The organism is Bacillus sp. ISL-35 (assembly GCF_018613355.1).
Taxonomy (GTDB): domain Bacteria; phylum Bacillota; class Bacilli; order Bacillales; family Cytobacillaceae; genus Mesobacillus.
Map to the genome: position 1 here is coordinate 560,070 of NZ_JAGGQK010000004.1, position 16,557 is coordinate 576,626.

Sequence of the window (16,557 nt, forward strand, 5' to 3'; positions counted from 1 at the left end):
CATAAGATAGCCTGTGAAAATGCGCACGGTGATTCCTTTCTTCCTGCAAAATGTTTTCCTGTCACTCCTCATAATATCGGAACGGGGCATGAAATTATTTACTTCTTTTAGACAGTCAAAAAAATGACAAGCTTAAAATGCAGAAAATTAAAAAATTTACTAAGAAACGTGCTATAATAGAAAAAATAATGCAGAGAAAAGCATATACTGGTTACATACAACTACTGGCTTTTCAGAAAGTTGGGGAAGCATGAGCGAAAAAGAAAGGACAACATTATTTATTGATTTTGAGTTCACGATGCCTGACCGGAACAGCAAAAGACGGGGATTTTACCAGGAAATCATCGAAGCAGGGGCTGTCCTGGTCGAAAACAATAAGGTGGTAGAACAATTTTCATCTTATGTAAAACCAATGCGGTTTCCGATTTTGACAGAACGCTGCCGTTCATTCCTGAATATTTCCCAGGAACAAGTCAACTCTGGAATTACCTTCAAGGATTTGGCGGAAAAGCTTAAGTTGCTTGGCGGGAACAAAAATTGCCAGATCGTGACCTGGGGGAATATGGACATGAAGGTGCTGCAGCAAAATTGCCAGCAGGCTTCAGTCGCTTTTCCGCTGCCGGGAAAGCAAATCGACCTTTCGATGGAGTATAAGCGTTTCTTTGGCGACCAGAACCAGACGGGTCTTTGGAAAGCGGTGCAGGAATATGGAAGGGAAGGGACCGGGAAACATCACCGCGCCCTTGATGACGCGCTGACGACCTACCATATTTACAAGCTCGTGGAGAAAGACAAACAATATCTTCAGAAGCCTGAACCCGCAACAATCGGGGATATGGTCGATTTTTCCAAGCTGCTCAATAAATTCGCATAAAAAAGCCAGATTGGAAAAAACAATCTGGCTTTTGGCGTTATCACTGGTTTTTAAAATAATCCTTTTCAAGGGAGTCCAGGTTTCTCAGGCTTTGCTGGGCCCACGCGGAATCATCGCCCTCGAGTTCAGAACGAAGCTTGCCTGTTGCTTCTTTAAGAGACTCAAGATAATCCGGGATTTCACCCTCGAATGGCTTGACCATTTTTTCCGGGATGTTTGCTTGTTCGCGGAAGGAAAGTGCCTTCCTTTCGTGGAAAAAACCTACTTCTGCATCCTTAGGATTGTGGAGGTCACCCTGCATCGGGTGTTTTGCGACAGCCAAAACTCGGACAAGATAATGCTGCGGGCGCCGTTCCGTGATTTCACCTATGTACTTACCGGTTTTATAAATGGCGGTAACTTGATCGCCAATATTCAATTCAGCCATAAAGATGCCCCTTTCGGAATCTTGGATTTCTTTCATTATAGCAAAAATCAAAGATGCAAAACATTTTGCAATCGTTTAAAGTGTCTATAGGAGGGATACATATAATGACTAAAAAAATATTGGCAGTATTATTTGCAATGATGATGGTTCTTGCTGGCTGCGGCACAGCGGGTGAAAAGCAGGAAGCAGACAAGCAGAAGGAAGAAACGACGAATGGCGGACAGGCAGCCGAGGAGAATCTTGATTACCCTCAAGCAACTACAGAAGTGCAGGATAATGAGCGGCTTGTTGAAATGGTCACCTCGATGGGAAAAATCAAGATCAAGCTTTTCCCTGAACAGGCGCCAAAAGCAGTTGAAAACTTTATTAAGCATAGTGAAGATGGCTACTATGAAGGCATCATCTTCCACCGTGTCATTGATGGGTTCATGATTCAGGGCGGTGATCCACAGGGAACAGGAATGGGCGGCGAGAGCATTTACGATGGTCCTTTTGAGGATGAATTCTCAAAACAGCTATTTAACATTCGCGGCGCATTATCGATGGCCAATTCCGGTCCAAACACAAATGGCAGCCAATTTTTTATCGTTCAGAATAAGGAACTGGATGCTAGTTTCCCAGAGACGATGAAGGAGGCAGGTTACCCTGAAGAAGTCTTGAAGATGTATGAAAATGAAGAAGTCCTGAAGATGTATGAAAGTGGCGGCGCGCCTCACCTTGATCACAGGCACACCGTCTTCGGCCAGGTAGTCGAAGGCATGGATGTCGTTGACAAGATCGCCTCTGTCCCAACAGGTGCCGGGGACAAGCCAGAAAAAGATGTCGTCATCGAAAAAATCAATGTACTAAAATAAGAGAGTTGTTTGCGGTTGGACGAAACTCCAAACCTTGCTATAATGTTTGGAGAGCTGATGAAAGGAAGATGAGGATGAGTAAGTGGTTTGTCATCTCATTGTTTTTATATTTTCCGGAAGATAAAACAGAATATATCCCTGCCGCAATCACTTCACTCGTTTTCCTGATCGGGGCCATCCTGACGATGCGATTCATCATCAAAGTATCGAAGAAAGAAGCCCAGAAAGCAAAGGAACACGAGCAGGCAATACTGAAGCGAATGAATGATACGAACGAGAACAGCTGATTCAGTGGCTGTTCTTTTTTTTGTGGGTGTAAAAGTTTAGTGAGGTCATCGAAGTTTTATTGATTATCATAATTAATATAGGGCTCTGTTAAGCTAATTTTGATTTTTTACATCCTGTTGATTGTAGTGGAAGGCGCGTAGACTCCTCCGAAAATGCTAACGCATTTCCATCGTGCGTGGGCAGGTTCGAGGAAGCTTATCAATGTCCTGCGGGCGCAGCTGGTCAGGTGAGACCCCGCAGGAGCAAAGCGACCAGGCTCAGCGCCAGCCCCGCGGAAAGCGAAGCGCCTGGAACGAAAATCAACAGTCTGATTTGACAGAGCCATAATGTAACAAAATTAGTTGTAAATCAGGTTTAACAACAACAAATTCAGGGTAAAACTTATCTTTTCATTATTTCACTAAAACGTTATAATACAATTTATATTCTAAAAATCAAGAGTAGGGGTATAAATTGAAGAACTTACAGATAGAGAAGATTGTCGAACGAATTCTTGTCCAATCTGGCAGCAGTGTTCAAGTTGAACTTGAGGATTTTTTCCCGGGAGACCGGTTTGCGGGCGGGAAATATAATTTTGGAAATCATACGATTACTTTATATATTGAAGAGATCAAGGCGCAGTGCATGCAGCTTTTTTCCTCTTTGGACCAGTTTGAACATTATCTTGCTGTCGTTTTTGCGCATGAGATTGGGCATGCCGAGGACCGCGAGCTTGCAGAATTGATTCAGCGGATGGATGGAATGGCCAATGAAATGACGAAGAAGGGAATCGCCCTTCAGATTGAGATGAATGCCTGGGATTTCGCCCGAACGCTGATTCCGCAAAAGCTTCATCCTTTTATGGACACCATCATCCACTATTCCCTTGAACCATATTATGAAGCGCTTGAAGTGAGCGCATAAAAATGGAGCCATCCCGATACGGGTGGCTCCATTGCTTTATCGTGCCTAACTGAATGCCTTTTTCAATCTTTCAAGCCCTTCATATAAGGTTTCCCGCGGGCAGGCGAGGTTCATCCGGACGAAGCCTTCACCGCCTTCGCCATATTTCGTACCTGGTTCCAGCCCCAGTTTTCCTTTTTCCAAAAGCTGATCTTTGATTTCATCATCGCTCAAGCCAAGCTCGCGGCAGTCGATCCAGAGAAGGTAGGTGGCATCGGCTTTCATTGGTTTGAGTGCTGGCAGGTGTTCTGCAATAAAATCAGTGGTGATTTTCATATTCTCATCGAGGTAGACTAGCAGCTGCTCAAGCCATTCTTCCCCGTACCGGTAGGCAGCTTCCATTCCGGCAATCGCGAAGGTGTTCAATGTGAAAAAGCCCTGCTGTTCCTGGATTTTCTTGAACTTTTCCTTCAGCTCCTTGTTCGGGATCAGTGCTGCGGATGCCTGAAGCCCGGCAAGGTTGAAGGTTTTGCTTGGCGCAATGAATGTGGTCGTAATCTCTCTGAATTCTTCCTTGATCGAAGCGATGGGAATATGGACATTTGGCTTGAACACCAGGTCTGAATGGATTTCATCGGAAACAATCAGAACATCATGCTTCACGCACAGGTCGCCGATTTTCTCCAGTTCATCCTTCGTCCATACTCTTCCCCCTGGATTATGGGGATTGCAAAGAATGAACATCTTTACACCATCCTGCAGCTTGGCTTCAAAGTCGGCAAAATCCATTTCAAAGCGTCCGTTTTCAACCACTAAATTTGAAGTAACGAGAGTGCGGTCGTTATTTTTGACCATGTTGAAAAATGGCGTGTACACAGGGGAGTGAACGAGCACCTTATCGCCTTTTTCCGTATAAGCGCGGATCGCCGTGCTGATTGCAGGGACGACGCCTTCGCTGAATAGGATAGATGATTGCTTGAATTCACAGTCATGGCGCTTTTTCATCCAGTCCTGGATCGCATCAGTCACAGACATCGGGACAAAAGTATATCCGAATATTCCATGGTCAATCCTGTTCTTCAAAGCCTCAGTGACCGCCTCAGGAGGATGGAAATCCATATCCGCGACCCACATTGGCAGGACATCGTCTTTGCCAAACACTTTTCCGACAGCATCCCATTTTACAGAATGCGTATTGTTCCGGTCGACTACCTTGTCAAAAACTTTGTTTTCCATATGTACGCACCGCCTTTTTCCTGAAAAATTTATATGATACTAAACTTATGATAAAATATTTTTAAAAAATAATCAGGTGATTGGATTGGAATCGAAAGAACTTAGCTATAAATTAATTGATGTTTTGAATAACTGGGATCCATTCAATGTCGGCGAAGGCCAGTTCGATCCGGAAATCGCTGACATTCTCCAGGCAGTCCATGATTATAACGAAGCGAATAAAATCGCCGGGAGGATTCAGTCTGTTTTCGAGTTCTCGTTCGAACAGGTCCTGCCATATGATCAATGCCTGGCAATCGCAAACACGTTGCTTGCCATCAAGAATGAAGATGCATGCTCTTTATAAGGGCCACGAACAGAACGGCAGCCATCAGCGGCTGCCGTTTGCTGTTGCTTCAACTGTTTCCTCTGCTTCGATGAATGTATTGATAAGTTGATGCACATCCTCAGGCCGCTCCTCGGGGACAAGGTGGCCGGTCTCCTTTAAGATGACGAGCTCGGAGTGCTTCAGGTCCTTGTTCAGCTTCCTGCCGATCCGAACCGGCACCACTTTATCATGCTCACCCCAGATGAGCAGGCATGGCGCTTCGATTTTCCTCAGTTCCTCAGCTGAAAGATCTCCTTCACGGTGCCTGATCATCATCGTCAACGCTTTGAAAATATCATCTTCCAGAAAAGGCGATAGATATCCATACAGCATTTCATCATTGATCATCGAATGGTCATAGACGACGTTCTGAAGGTTTTGCTTTACTCCTGAGCGGGCCAGATGAAACTTAACATATAGGTGGAAATAAGGGATGTAGCTAGACAGAACCAGTGGCAGGCTCGCCTTTTTTAAATAACCTGAACTGCAAAGAAGAATGCCTTTTTTCGCATGATCTGGATGATGCAGCAGGATATTCATGGCGATTTGTCCGCCCATCGAGTGGCCAACAACATTGAACTCACGGATGCCAAGCGATTTCATTAACTCAACGACTGTCGTGGCAAGGTTCTGATACGAATATTTAAAACTGGATAGCTTGCCGCTTTTTCCAAAAGGGGGAAGATCGACGGATATGACGTTATAATCCTCTTTCAGCAGCGGGATCAAATGCCTGAAGCTGAAAGTAGAAGAAAGAAAACCATGCAGCAGGACAAGGGTTTCCTTTGCGTCAGGGTTTTGGTAGTGCTCATAATACAAATCGATCCCTCTTACAGTTTTATTCCTGGCGAATTCCATCGGCTTTCACTCCTGACATGATTAGCGAATGAGGTAAGGTATGCCATTTATTTTCCCCGTGAATCCAAAGTTCACACAAAAAATTGCCCGGAAAACAAAAAAAGATGGACACCAAAACTGGTATCCATTAAAAAGGGGGGAATACTAGAAAGCCTTATGTGAATAGGATAACCAGTTTGGCAGAATCATATACCACTGTTTACGGAAATTTTTTGCTTAAAAAAAGAGCAGGCATCCGTTCCTGCCTGCTCATCTATCCATTATACACTGGTTGATTTTTGGTCAAGTTCTGGCGGTGCAGCGTAATAAACATCTCCCATCAGCTCGGATGCCGGGACATCGAGGGCTGTTGAGATCTTCAAAACCGTCTGCAATTTAGGTGTTTGCTCGCCGCTTTCGTATCTTTGGATCGTTCGGGTACCTACCCTGATTTTTAAAGCGAGCTCCTCCTGGGAAATTCCGGCTCGTTCACGGCACATTTTGATATTCTGTCCAATTGCAGTCATCGCTCTTCACCTCCAAAAATAAAATATCTCTTACTATAAGTTTATCATTAAATTTTTGAAAATATCGACAATAATGTGAACGTTTTCTTAACTTTAAATTATACCAATCGACTGTAAGAAAACAAAGCCGATGCCGATAGGCACGATGTAGCGAATCAAGAAGTACCAGACCTTGAAAAGTACCGGATTGTTTCCGGTGCCTTCCTCGAGTTCATTCCTGACCAATTTCCTCGGCAGCACATATCCCACGAAAATGGCGATGAAAAAGGCACCCAAAGGAAGGGCGATATTACTTGTCAGGAAGTCGGCAAGGTCAAAAAATGTTTTACCGAAAAACTTCACTTCCGATAGGACCCCAAAGGATAGGGCATTTGGTATTCCAGCAGCAAATACAAGCAGTCCGCCAATCCAGGCATATTTCTTCCGCTTTCCATTGTCACCCTTCGACAGGACGGCGACAATGATCTCAAGGATTGAAAATGCGGATGTAAGGGTTGCGAATAACAGCAGGATCAGGAAAACCGTCAAGAACAATCCGCCAAAAGCCAATTGATCAAAAACGGCTGGCAGCACGACAAAAGCAAGGCCAGGGCCTGCTTCAGGTTCAAAACCGAGCGCGAAGACTGCCGGGAAAATCACCAGGCCGGCAAGCAAAGAAATCAGGATATTCAAGCCGACGACTGAAAACGCTGATTTTGCCAGACTTTCGCCTTTTGGAAGGTAGGAAGCGTATGTCACCATGACGGATAGCCCGACACTCAGTGCGAAAAATGACTGTCCCAGGGCCATTAAGATGGTCTGCCCTGTTACAGCTGACCAATCAGGCTTCAGGAAAAATTCAACCCCGTCCATGGCTCCATCAAGTGTCAATGATCGGATCGCAAGGATGATGAACAGGATGAACAGCGATGGCATCATGTACTTGCTCGCTTTTTCAATGCCCTGCTGGACACCGCCCTGCACGACCCAGATGGTCATCACCAAGAATAAAAGCTGAACAGCGACCGCTTCAACAGGATTTGAGATCGTCTGTTCGAAAGCGGCTCCGTACTCAGCCTGGGTCAGCCCCGAAAGAGATCCGGTAAAACTGCGGGCCAGATAGGACAGAATCCAGCCACCAACGACACTATAGAAAGAAAGAATCAGGAAGGAAGCAATGACACCGCCATATCCCAGCAATGGCCACAGGCTTTTCGGGGCGAGATGCTTGTAGGACATGACCGCATCCTTTTGGGTATTCCGGCCAATGATGAATTCAGCCAGCAAAATCGGCGCTCCTATGAATATAGTCATCAGAAGGAAGAATACGAGGAAAACTCCGCCTCCATTCGTTCCTGCCATATAAGGAAATTTCCAAATCGCCCCGAGTCCAATGGCCGACCCCGCGGCTGCAAGGATGAACCCAAGCTTAGAAGTCCATTGTTCGTGCTTGTTCATAAGAAAACTCCTTTAATAATCTGAATATTTATATTTTCTGACAAAATAAAAAAATACCTTTTCATGTTACTATTTTTTCAGGAAAAAGCATAGCATTTTCAGATTTTAAACATTTATTAAGCTTTTTGTTATTTTTTTGAAACAAAAACTGAAATCCGCCGTTTTATAGGTAAAGCTTTCACATTGAAACTACGGGACGCAATCGGCCGCATCCGTCCTAGAATAACCATGTGAAGCACCTGATTAAAGATACGTATAAGTTTGGGGGATCCAAATGAATGATGATGAATTAGTATTCCGGGCCAGGAATGGAAATATGCAGGCGTTCGCGGAGCTGATTGATATCCACACTCCGACCGTCCGCCGCTTTGCCTTCCAGCTCGGAAACAAATATGACGACATAGATGATATCACACAGGAAGTGTTCGTCAGGGTCTATCGTTTTCTTGACCAGTTTTCGCACGCAAAATTCACGACCTGGCTTTATAAAATCACTTTGAATGTAACGAGGGATTTTGCCCGGAATAAGCAGAGGCATATCAAGAAGGTCCTGAAAATCGGCAAGGAGAGGACATTTAACGGGAAGACAGCAGAGGAAAGCATCCTCCGCTTTGAAGAGGACAGGGTGCTCCATGAGTGCATCCAGAAACTCGATGAGAAGTATCGCATTCCGATCATCCTCTTTTATTTTCATGATAAAAGCTATGACGAAATCGCCGATATTACCGGCGCGTCGCTCGCAAATGTAAAAACCAGGATGATGAGAGGCAAGGAACATTTAAAGAAGCTGCTCACACTGGCTGAGAAGAAGGAAGGTGAAAACCATGGATGATCAATTATTGGAAAAACGGCTGGACAGCCTGAAAAAAGCATACGACGAGATGCCTGAAGAGGAGAACCGTTCAGCAATCTTGGCGGCCATCAAAAAGGATCAGAAAAAGAATTCAAAGCAAAAATGGTTTCACTTGCCATATGCAGCCAGCTTTATCGGCGTCGGCATGATCGCCGGAGTCCTGATGATGCAATATATCGGAGATCAGGCCCCTCCTGAAGAGAAAACAGAACAGCACCAGGCAGCCTCCGGTGAAAATAGTTCCGGTGAATTGAAAAAATCCGATGTAAAAGCAGTATTTGATGACTTGGAAGAGTTTTATCAGGAGAAGGAACTCCAGACAAAAGAGAAGCTTGGCTTTTTATCTGGATTTGAAAATTATCTATATCGAAATATCCCAATGGAACTGAATGAAGCCGAAGCCGCTTTCCTTTCGAATCTTCAAGCATATAAACAAACTGATTTAGAGGATACCAGAAAAAGGCTTACCACCGAGATTGACAATGCTTTCACCATGCCGTCAGAGGTGATCGATGAGCTTTTGCAAGAAAAAAGCGAAGAAGTTTCCATGGGTGGTCCTGAGGAAATTCTCCTTAATCAACTGGAGTCATTCTTGGGGGCCTATTATCTTTCAATGACATATTACGAAGATGACATAAATAAAGCGATTGAGAATGAAAATGTCGATAAGGTTGTCCAGAAGATGAATGCCGGCGGAGCAGGACTTTCTTCTAAAGCTTTAAAAGAGATGTCAGCAAAGGCTGTTGATAATGGGTATGCTTTTACGGAGGATAGTGGCAGGATCGTACCGTATGTGGATTTTAGCAGCATTGCAGACCGCCTTCGCGGAGCGGCGAATGAAGATTTTATCAAGTATTTGGAACTTAGGACCAACAGGGTTCAAGACCGTAACGGAGAGGTCATTTCCTTTGAGAGCCTGGCAGATCTATTGGTAAAGGTCGAAAAAACAATGTCAACAGTGAAAGATGAGGTCATTGAGGAAAGAATGAGGAATGACGCAAAGTCGCTATATGCCCTTTTCGTTGTAAGTCCACATATTTATCAAAAGAATAACGAGGTAAAAGACGAAGTGAAACAGGCATATTTATATATGCTGAAAACCTATCCAGATACCGATACAGCAGCTGCGGTGAATAGAATGTACAAAAAAATGCAAAGCAGCCAATTCCAAAAGCCGGCAGATGGCGAGGAACTTGATTATCCATTGTATTTGGTGCTTCCTGCTGATTTAAAACGGGAGGACGTCTTTGACAAAGAACTACTTCCGCTGCCGGATTCACTGCTTTCGAGCTATAAGGAATTTGCAGCCAAGAAGAATTTCAATATCCTGAAACATTACGGCCCGTTTGAAATCATGCAATTGTATTTTCATGCAGATCAAGCAGGGGATTTTGAGACAAAGTACGCATTATACAGCAGGCAAAGCGCCCTTCCGCCGAAGGAACAATATATAAAAGAAATGGAGGAAGCCGATCCTGAAATGAATCTTAGCAAAATATTGAAAGGGTATCAGTACGCTTCGTTATACCACCCAGATGATGATCCGAAAAAAGTCATCGGCATCCAGCTTCATTACACAGATCGTACAGATGGCCCAGTCTTCCAGATGGTTCAGGAGGATGGCTTCTGGAAAGTACAATATTTGCCAATCCAGTAAGAGGATAATGGAAACACTCATATTGCATTAACATATTCCTTTTGATAAATGCTACAGAATATGATATAATTTTTAATTGCGTATTAATGGGATAAAATAAAACAATATTTAGGAGTGTTTCCATGTCAGAGAAAATCGAAGTAGGCAGTGTTTTAACAGGTAAAGTAACAGGAATTCAGCCATATGGCGCTTTCGTAGCATTAGATGAAAATACACAAGGTCTTGTGCACATTTCAGAAATCACACACGGGTATGTTAAGGATATTAACGAGCACCTGTCAGTTGGCGACGAAGTGAAAGTGAAAGTATTGTCAATTGATGAAGCTGCTGGAAAAATTGGCTTATCAATCCGTGCAACAGAAGAAGCTCCAGAACAACCACAACGCGCTAAAAAGCCACGCAACAAGCGCCCAGCTGCAGTCGTACAGCACCAGGACGACTCAGCACAAGGCTTCAACACGTTGAAGGATAAGCTTCAAGAGTGGATCAACCAGTCAGATATGGCTAAGAAATAAGGTTTAACGAGGAACCGGACATTGCGTCCGGTTTTTTTATTTTAGTCTGTCAGGCACAAATGGTGATTGAGACGGATAGAAATCGTTGATGAAACGAAGGAAGTGCCCAACATCGAGGGTATGACGTACAAAAAAAGGCAGCTGAAACGAACGAAGAAAGTAGTGAGTTTGAAAAAAGAAGTCACCAATAAAGCCGATTGGTGCTCCGAAACACCAATAACTGGGAAAACGGTGCACCAATAAAGCCGATTGGTGCTCCGAAACACCAATAACTGGGAAAATAGTACACCAATAAAGTCGATTGGTGCGCCGAAACACCAATAACTAGGAAAACGGTGCACCAATATAAAGCCGATTGGTGCTCTGAACCACCAATAACTGGAAAAACAGTACACCAATAAAGCTGATTGGTGCCATGATGGACAGAAATCCTTAATGAAAGGGGAAAAGTATCCATCATTGAATTTACCTACTGGTGAAATCAAGGAATCTTTCCGTCCCTATTCTCTTTTAGGGGGTTAAAATGAAAGAGCTTACAGGTTACAATATGAGTGTCTACCAATTTTTTCATTGGAACGGAGGAAGATTCATGGCGACAAAAACGAGTTCACTTATTGAACAGACTCAAAAGTATGGTGCGAATAACTATCATCCGCTGCCGATTGTTATTTCGAAGGCAGAGGGAGTTTGGGTTGAGGATCCTGAAGGCAATAAATATATGGACATGCTTAGTGCTTATTCTGCTGTCAACCAGGGGCACCGTCACCCGAAAATCATCCAGGCGCTAAAGGACCAGGCTGATCGTGTTACGCTTACTTCAAGGGCATTCCACAATGACCAGCTTGGCCCATGGTATGAAAAGATCTGCAAGCTGACGAATAAAGAAATGGCCCTGCCGATGAACACAGGAGCTGAGGCAGTGGAAACAGCAGTGAAGGCTGCACGCCGCTGGGCTTATGATGTAAAAGGAGTAGCAGAAAACCAGGCAGAGATCATCGCATGTGTCGGCAACTTCCACGGCCGCACGATGACAGCTGTTTCGTTATCTTCGGAGGAAGAATACAAGCGCGGTTTCGGGCCGATGCTGCCAGGAATCAAATTGATTCCTTACGGAGACCTTGAAGCCCTGAAGGAAGCCTTCACACCAAATACTGCGGCGTTCCTGATTGAGCCAATCCAGGGCGAGGCAGGCATCGTCATCCCTCCTGAAGGCTTCATGAAAGCGGCATTTGATGTGTGTAAAGAAAACAATGTCCTTTTCATTGCTGATGAAATCCAGGCTGGTCTTGCCAGGTCCGGAAAAATGTTCGCATGCGAATGGGAAGGCATTGAGCCTGATATGTATATTCTCGGAAAAGCACTTGGCGGCGGGGTATTCCCGATTTCTTGTGTGGTGGCAGATCATGCTGTGTTGGGAGTTTTCAACCCTGGCTCACACGGATCGACTTTCGGGGGCAATCCAATGGCTTGTGCGGTTTCCATCGCCTCTCTTGATGTGCTGATTGATGAAAAACTTGCTGACCGTTCCCTGGAGCTTGGAGAATATTTTGTCAGCAAGCTTCGAGAAATCGATAATCCAATCATCAAGGATATCCGCGGCCGCGGCCTGTTCATCGGCGTCGAGCTGACAGAACCGGCACGCAAATATTGTGAAGAATTGAAAGAAGAAGGCCTGCTGTGCAAAGAAACGCATGATACAGTCATCCGTTTCGCACCGCCGCTTGTCATCAGCCAGGAAGAACTGGACTGGGCCATCGAGCGAATCAAGAAAGTTTTATCATAAAACGATAAAAAACCCGCCTCTTGGCGGGTTTTTGGTTTCTAACGGGTAGCGCGCGGTTCTGCTGCTCTTTCCTCTCTTTCGCTAGGCGCGAAAAGAAGTCCAATGTTAATTAAACCGGCAAGTCCGACTAAACCATAGATGATTCTTGACAACGCTGAATCCTGGCCGCCAAAGATTGCTGCAACAAGATCAAATTGGAAGAATCCGACTAAGCCCCAGTTGATTGCCCCGATTATGGTAAGAACAAGTGCTGCACGTTGAATACCGCTCATGGATGTTTCCTCCTTAAATTAAATTTGTTCTTTTATAGAATGTTTCAGCACGATATGAATTATTCATCCGCCCTATATTTCTTTCCTACCCTTCTAAAAAAAGTTGTAACTTTTTGCGGCACATTAGAGAACATTAAGGAGTGTATTTTTTGCAATGCGTTTTGAAAAAGAACATAATATCCTAGAGGAAGGTGATTTAAATGGACAACTTTACTTTTTACAATCCAACAAAACTGATATTTGGCAAAGGCCAGCTTGAGGAACTTAAAAATGAAGTTCCGCAATACGGAAAGAAGGTCCTGCTGGTTTATGGCGGCGGAAGCATCAAGCGCAACGGACTTTATGATTCTGTGATGGACACTCTTAAAGAAATGGGAGCCGAAGTATCCGAGCTTTCTGGTGTAGAACCGAATCCCCGGCTTTCTACTGTCCAGAAGGGTGTAAAGATCTGCAAAGAAGAAGGCATCGAATTCCTTCTGGCAGTAGGCGGAGGCAGCGTCATCGACTGCACGAAGGCTATCGCTGCCGGAGCAAAATATGATGGCGATGCATGGGACCTGGTTACCAAGAAAGCTTTTGCTTCTGAAGCTCTTCCGTTGGGAACCGTGCTCACTTTGGCAGCTACAGGCTCAGAAATGAATGCCGGTTCTGTCATTACAAACTGGGAAACGAATGAAAAGTACGGCTGGGGAAGCCCGGTAACATTCCCGAAATTCTCGATCCTCGATCCTGTGAATACTTTTTCAGTACCGAAGAACCAGACGATTTATGGCATTGTCGACATGATGTCCCATGTTTTCGAGCACTACTTCCATCTGACCGAGAACACGGAATTCCAGGACCGCATGTGTGAATCTCTGCTGTTGACTGTGATGGAAACAGCTCCAAAGCTGCTTGATGACCTGGAAAACTATGAATACCGTGCAACAATCCTTTATGCTGGAACGATGGCCTTGAACGGCATCCTGAATATGGGCTACCGTGGTGATTGGGCTACCCATAATATCGAGCACGCTGTATCTGCGGTATACGATATCCCTCACGGAGGCGGCCTGGCGATTCTGTTCCCGAACTGGATGAAGCATAACCTTAAGGTAAAACCAGAACGTTTCAAAAAAATGGCTGTCAGAGTCTTCGGCGTGAATCCAGAAGGCCGGACGGACGAAGAAGCCGGGTTGGAAGGAATCGAAAAGCTGCGTGAATTCTGGAACAGCATCGGCGCACCATCAAGACTTGCTGATTATGACATTGATGACAGCAAACTCGATTTGATGGCCGATAAAGCAATGGCAAACGGTGAATTTGGCAACTTTGCAAAAATGAATAAAGACGACGTAGTGGAAATCTATCGTATGTCGTTATAAATGAATGAGGACCCGGGGGATTAACCCTGGGTCCTTTGTCTTTGTATCAGGACAATGATCTTATAAAAACCATTAGGAAAAAGAAAAAAATAATGAAAAGGACCCCTTTTACGGGTGATAAATACATTAGGAGAAAAATTTACCAAAAAATTTAATAGGACTATATGTTTAACCTGCTGGGTAACTGTGGTAATTCTTAAAAATGTAAGACAAGGAAGCCGAGGAATATTTTACATAAACAAAAAACATCATTCATGCTAATAGCAAACCTGTTGAAAAGCAGGGACGCAAAGCCAGGAGTCTAAGGCTGCGAAAATGCAGCTATGACCGTCCAGCCGCCATGGAAAAAGTATTATTCCAGGCGGCTTTTTTTGTCTAAACATAGGTGAATTTTTACGGAAAGGAGGATACACATTATTTTAAATAACTGAATATTCAGTTATTTTTACGAGCAAATTTTCAATACCAATATAAAAGGGGACGAGAAATTGAAAACGACTTTTATGAAAAAATTATCAGCAGTCTCGATTGCATTCCTAATGTTATTTTCACTAACAGTACCGGCATTCGCTAATGAAAATGAAGGTGTGTCACTAGATAAGGAAGAATACACAAAATTGAAAAGCGAGGCCGAGAATTCAAATCAAGCAGAAAGCAAAGAAGCAACTCAAAAAGAAAACAATGACTCAAACCAAGAAGTGGATGACGAGTCAACTCAAGAAGAGAACGCTGAGGCAGGTCTAGAACAAAATGATGTCTCAGCACAAGAAGAGAACGATGAATCAACTCAGGAAGGAAATGAGGCAACAACTCAAGAACAAAATGGTGACTCAACACAAGAAGAAAACAATGACTCAACTCAAGAAGAAAAAGAGGCAACAACTCAAGAACAAAATCATGACCCAACTCCAGACGGAAAAGATGAATCGAATCAATCAGCAAAAGATGGTTCAAGTCAAGACGAAAATGCCAATGCCGCTCAAGAAGAAAAAGAAAACGATATGGAAGACATGGCATCTATCGAGGGCCCTAAAGAGAATGTCAATAAAAGCACAGAAATCCACCTGCATTTGAAAAACTGCCCAGAAGATGTTGAAAAAGTAGCGGTCGAGTTAAAAGGAGTTTGGAAAGAGATGTCAAACCCGGGTAACTCGCCACTTTATAAACTGAAAGATGGCGGTGAGTTTGTAGAGGATGATATTACTGCATTCAGGCTTACGTTTGAGTCAGGAACTGAACAAATATATTCAATGGATGAAGTTAGGGTAGGAAAAGAAGCGGAAGGATCCATTAACTATTGGCTTGAGAGCTGCTCTATTGACGAAGAAGACATTTCTGAAGAGCCAGGCGACGGGACAGTGAACCCTGGTGTAGGCACAGAGGAACCAGGAGATGATAACGGTGAAGAGAATGGCAACAAAAGCACAGAGATTCACCTCCATCTGAAAAACTGCGTTGCTCCAGTTAAGAGTGTGTTTGTTAAATTAAATGGTGAGTGGGAAGAAATGTCCAACCCAGGTAACTCCCCGCTCTATAAGCTCAAAGATGATGGTGAATTTGCAAAGGATGATATCACGGAATTTAAGCTTGTATTTGAATCAGGCGTTGAAAGAGTCTATAAAATCGAAGACCTTAGAGTTGGAGTAGAAGCAGAAGGGTCAATTAATTATTGGATTGAGGACTGTACAGTACCTGAGGATAATAATACAGAAGAACCAGGGAATGGAACAGGAGATAGCGACGAAGATTCCGACCAAGATGGAGAATCACCAGATGTTACTGAAATAGTTAAAGAACTGTATATCAATCTTAATCTGGATATTAAAACAGTAGTCAAGTTGACATTGGTGATTAAAGGCGGCGAGAAGATCGAACTCACCCGGATTAACAACCTCTGGAAACTTATTTTCGCTAACGGTTTAGATGTTACCAATATCAAGGGGATAGAACTAGAGTTTGAGGATGGAACGACCAAATTTATCACGCTTAGCATGCTCTCTTTTGAATTGAAAGACCAGGTTCTTCATTTGAAAATTGATGAAGCAGTCCTCGGTGCTGATGATAAGACTGATGTTGGCAATGAGACAGATGTTGACAAGGATGATGAGACCGGAATAACTGGCAATAATGATAATAATTCCGGAGGGTACGATAAACAAAACTGGTCCGGAAAAGTACTTCCAAAAACAGGAGAAAGCAGCAATATGATGTTCTATATAGTAGGCTTCCTTCTTATGGCAGCAGGTACAGGATTAAGAATGAGAAAGCCAATCAGTAACTAAAGGAGAGGGGGGAAGAGATTCCCCTCTTTATTTTTGAATTAATATTGAATGGGAGTGTGCAATATGAAAAAAATACTATCCTTAATGCTTATAATATCCGGA

At 43.8% G+C, this 16,557-nt stretch carries 18 protein-coding genes and 1 riboswitch; of the genes, 12 read left to right on the top strand and 6 right to left on the bottom strand.

The window, feature by feature from the left end; all coding sequences use genetic code 11:
- Nucleotides 1-250: 250 nt before the first annotated feature.
- The gene (kapD, locus tag J7E38_RS08740; RefSeq protein WP_214706567.1) at nucleotides 251-874 is read left to right on the top strand and encodes a 3'-5' exonuclease KapD; all 624 of its coding nucleotides are present in this window, start codon (nucleotides 251-253) and stop codon (nucleotides 872-874) included.
- A gap of 40 nt (nucleotides 875-914) precedes the next feature.
- Here the strand turns inward: kapD and kapB are convergent, their stop codons facing one another.
- Nucleotides 915-1,301, bottom strand: a complete 387-nt coding sequence (gene kapB, locus J7E38_RS08745) for a kinase-associated lipoprotein KapB (RefSeq protein WP_214706569.1) — start codon at nucleotides 1,299-1,301, stop codon at nucleotides 915-917.
- A gap of 104 nt (nucleotides 1,302-1,405) precedes the next feature.
- Between kapB and J7E38_RS08750 the strand changes: the two genes are divergently transcribed.
- The 4 genes from J7E38_RS08750 (at nucleotide 1,406) to J7E38_RS08760 (ending at nucleotide 3,346) form a co-directional block, all read left to right on the top strand.
- Nucleotides 1,406-2,155 carry a peptidylprolyl isomerase gene (locus tag J7E38_RS08750; protein ID WP_214706571.1) on the top strand — a complete coding sequence of 250 codons (750 nt, stop codon included), beginning with the start codon at nucleotides 1,406-1,408 and terminating at the stop codon, nucleotides 2,153-2,155.
- A 74-nt stretch (nucleotides 2,156-2,229) separates the two neighbouring features.
- Nucleotides 2,230-2,442, top strand: a complete 213-nt coding sequence (locus J7E38_RS08755) for a hypothetical protein (protein ID WP_214706573.1) — start codon at nucleotides 2,230-2,232, stop codon at nucleotides 2,440-2,442.
- A 202-nt stretch (nucleotides 2,443-2,644) separates the two neighbouring features.
- Nucleotides 2,645-2,770 (top strand): hypothetical protein, encoded by a 126-nt coding sequence (locus J7E38_RS24065; protein ID WP_285291714.1) that lies wholly within the window; start codon nucleotides 2,645-2,647, stop codon nucleotides 2,768-2,770.
- A gap of 126 nt (nucleotides 2,771-2,896) precedes the next feature.
- Nucleotides 2,897-3,346 (top strand): hypothetical protein, encoded by a 450-nt coding sequence (locus J7E38_RS08760; RefSeq protein WP_214705201.1) that lies wholly within the window; start codon nucleotides 2,897-2,899, stop codon nucleotides 3,344-3,346.
- A 45-nt stretch (nucleotides 3,347-3,391) separates the two neighbouring features.
- Here the strand turns inward: J7E38_RS08760 and J7E38_RS08765 are convergent, their stop codons facing one another.
- On the bottom strand, nucleotides 3,392-4,561 hold the full coding sequence (locus J7E38_RS08765; RefSeq protein ID WP_214705200.1) for a MalY/PatB family protein: 1,170 nt from the start codon (nucleotides 4,559-4,561) through the stop codon (nucleotides 3,392-3,394).
- Nucleotides 4,562-4,646: 85 nt separating this feature from the next.
- Between J7E38_RS08765 and J7E38_RS08770 the strand changes: the two genes are divergently transcribed.
- Nucleotides 4,647-4,907: a DUF1871 family protein gene (locus J7E38_RS08770; RefSeq protein WP_214705199.1), complete on the top strand. Its 261-nt coding sequence runs from the start codon at nucleotides 4,647-4,649 to the stop codon at nucleotides 4,905-4,907.
- A 24-nt stretch (nucleotides 4,908-4,931) separates the two neighbouring features.
- Here J7E38_RS08770 and J7E38_RS08775 read toward each other — a convergent pair whose 3' ends face one another.
- From J7E38_RS08775 to J7E38_RS08785, 3 genes are all read right to left on the bottom strand, one after another.
- Nucleotides 4,932-5,786 (bottom strand): alpha/beta fold hydrolase, encoded by an 855-nt coding sequence (locus J7E38_RS08775; RefSeq protein ID WP_214705198.1) that lies wholly within the window; start codon nucleotides 5,784-5,786, stop codon nucleotides 4,932-4,934.
- A gap of 260 nt (nucleotides 5,787-6,046) precedes the next feature.
- Nucleotides 6,047-6,292: a helix-turn-helix domain-containing protein gene (locus J7E38_RS08780; protein WP_214705197.1), complete on the bottom strand. Its 246-nt coding sequence runs from the start codon at nucleotides 6,290-6,292 to the stop codon at nucleotides 6,047-6,049.
- A gap of 93 nt (nucleotides 6,293-6,385) precedes the next feature.
- On the bottom strand, nucleotides 6,386-7,729 hold the full coding sequence (locus J7E38_RS08785) for a sodium-dependent transporter (RefSeq protein WP_214705196.1): 1,344 nt from the start codon (nucleotides 7,727-7,729) through the stop codon (nucleotides 6,386-6,388).
- Between the two features lie 274 nt (nucleotides 7,730-8,003).
- Between J7E38_RS08785 and J7E38_RS08790 the strand changes: the two genes are divergently transcribed.
- The 4 genes from J7E38_RS08790 to J7E38_RS08805 all read left to right on the top strand — a co-directional run bounded on the left by J7E38_RS08790 (nucleotide 8,004) and on the right by J7E38_RS08805 (nucleotide 12,537).
- Entirely contained in the window at nucleotides 8,004-8,561 is a 558-nt protein-coding gene (locus J7E38_RS08790; protein ID WP_214705195.1) for an RNA polymerase sigma factor, read from the top strand.
- Nucleotides 8,554-10,239, top strand: a complete 1,686-nt coding sequence (locus tag J7E38_RS08795; RefSeq protein WP_214705194.1) for a hypothetical protein — start codon at nucleotides 8,554-8,556, stop codon at nucleotides 10,237-10,239. Before J7E38_RS08790 ends, J7E38_RS08795 begins: the two co-directional genes overlap by 8 nt.
- A gap of 122 nt (nucleotides 10,240-10,361) precedes the next feature.
- The gene (gene yugI, locus J7E38_RS08800) at nucleotides 10,362-10,754 is read left to right on the top strand and encodes a S1 domain-containing post-transcriptional regulator GSP13 (RefSeq protein WP_214705193.1); all 393 of its coding nucleotides are present in this window, start codon (nucleotides 10,362-10,364) and stop codon (nucleotides 10,752-10,754) included.
- A gap of 589 nt (nucleotides 10,755-11,343) precedes the next feature.
- Nucleotides 11,344-12,537, top strand: a complete 1,194-nt coding sequence (locus tag J7E38_RS08805; RefSeq protein WP_214705203.1) for an ornithine--oxo-acid transaminase — start codon at nucleotides 11,344-11,346, stop codon at nucleotides 12,535-12,537.
- A gap of 38 nt (nucleotides 12,538-12,575) precedes the next feature.
- On the opposite strand, the gene J7E38_RS08810 is transcribed toward J7E38_RS08805, so the two are convergent.
- Nucleotides 12,576-12,809, bottom strand: coding sequence for a DUF378 domain-containing protein (locus J7E38_RS08810; protein WP_214705192.1), 234 nt, complete (start codon nucleotides 12,807-12,809; stop codon nucleotides 12,576-12,578).
- Nucleotides 12,810-13,009: 200 nt separating this feature from the next.
- Between J7E38_RS08810 and J7E38_RS08815 the strand changes: the two genes are divergently transcribed.
- Entirely contained in the window at nucleotides 13,010-14,173 is a 1,164-nt protein-coding gene (locus tag J7E38_RS08815; RefSeq protein WP_214705191.1) for an iron-containing alcohol dehydrogenase, read from the top strand.
- 252 nt (nucleotides 14,174-14,425) lie between these two features.
- Nucleotides 14,426-14,516: riboswitch (cyclic di-GMP riboswitch) on the top strand.
- Nucleotides 14,517-14,661: 145 nt separating this feature from the next.
- A complete protein-coding gene (locus tag J7E38_RS08820; RefSeq protein WP_214705190.1) occupies nucleotides 14,662-16,455 on the top strand; it encodes an LPXTG cell wall anchor domain-containing protein in 1,794 nt (597 codons plus the stop codon).
- Nucleotides 16,456-16,557 lie beyond the last annotated feature (102 nt).

What these genes read in the sequence shown, in the direction of transcription:
- J7E38_RS08775 (WP_214705198.1), bottom strand. Translation starts at nt 5,786, where the DNA reads ATGGAATTCGCCAGGAATAAAACTGTAAGAGGGATCGATTTGTATTAT.
- kapB (WP_214706569.1), bottom strand. Translation starts at nt 1,301, where the DNA reads ATGGCTGAATTGAATATTGGCGATCAAGTTACCGCCATTTATAAAACC.
- J7E38_RS24065 (WP_285291714.1), top strand. Translation starts at nt 2,645, where the DNA reads ATGTCCTGCGGGCGCAGCTGGTCAGGTGAGACCCCGCAGGAGCAAAGC.
- J7E38_RS08765 (WP_214705200.1), bottom strand. Translation starts at nt 4,561, where the DNA reads ATGGAAAACAAAGTTTTTGACAAGGTAGTCGACCGGAACAATACGCAT.
- J7E38_RS08810 (WP_214705192.1), bottom strand. Translation starts at nt 12,809, where the DNA reads ATGAGCGGTATTCAACGTGCAGCACTTGTTCTTACCATAATCGGGGCA.
- J7E38_RS08790 (WP_214705195.1), top strand. Translation starts at nt 8,004, where the DNA reads ATGAATGATGATGAATTAGTATTCCGGGCCAGGAATGGAAATATGCAG.
- J7E38_RS08815 (WP_214705191.1), top strand. Translation starts at nt 13,010, where the DNA reads ATGGACAACTTTACTTTTTACAATCCAACAAAACTGATATTTGGCAAA.
- kapD (WP_214706567.1), top strand. Translation starts at nt 251, where the DNA reads ATGAGCGAAAAAGAAAGGACAACATTATTTATTGATTTTGAGTTCACG.
- J7E38_RS08755 (WP_214706573.1), top strand. Translation starts at nt 2,230, where the DNA reads ATGAGTAAGTGGTTTGTCATCTCATTGTTTTTATATTTTCCGGAAGAT.
- yugI (WP_214705193.1), top strand. Translation starts at nt 10,362, where the DNA reads ATGTCAGAGAAAATCGAAGTAGGCAGTGTTTTAACAGGTAAAGTAACA.
- J7E38_RS08795 (WP_214705194.1), top strand. Translation starts at nt 8,554, where the DNA reads ATGGATGATCAATTATTGGAAAAACGGCTGGACAGCCTGAAAAAAGCA.
- J7E38_RS08785 (WP_214705196.1), bottom strand. Translation starts at nt 7,729, where the DNA reads ATGAACAAGCACGAACAATGGACTTCTAAGCTTGGGTTCATCCTTGCA.
- J7E38_RS08780 (WP_214705197.1), bottom strand. Translation starts at nt 6,292, where the DNA reads ATGACTGCAATTGGACAGAATATCAAAATGTGCCGTGAACGAGCCGGA.
- J7E38_RS08750 (WP_214706571.1), top strand. Translation starts at nt 1,406, where the DNA reads ATGACTAAAAAAATATTGGCAGTATTATTTGCAATGATGATGGTTCTT.
- J7E38_RS08805 (WP_214705203.1), top strand. Translation starts at nt 11,344, where the DNA reads ATGGCGACAAAAACGAGTTCACTTATTGAACAGACTCAAAAGTATGGT.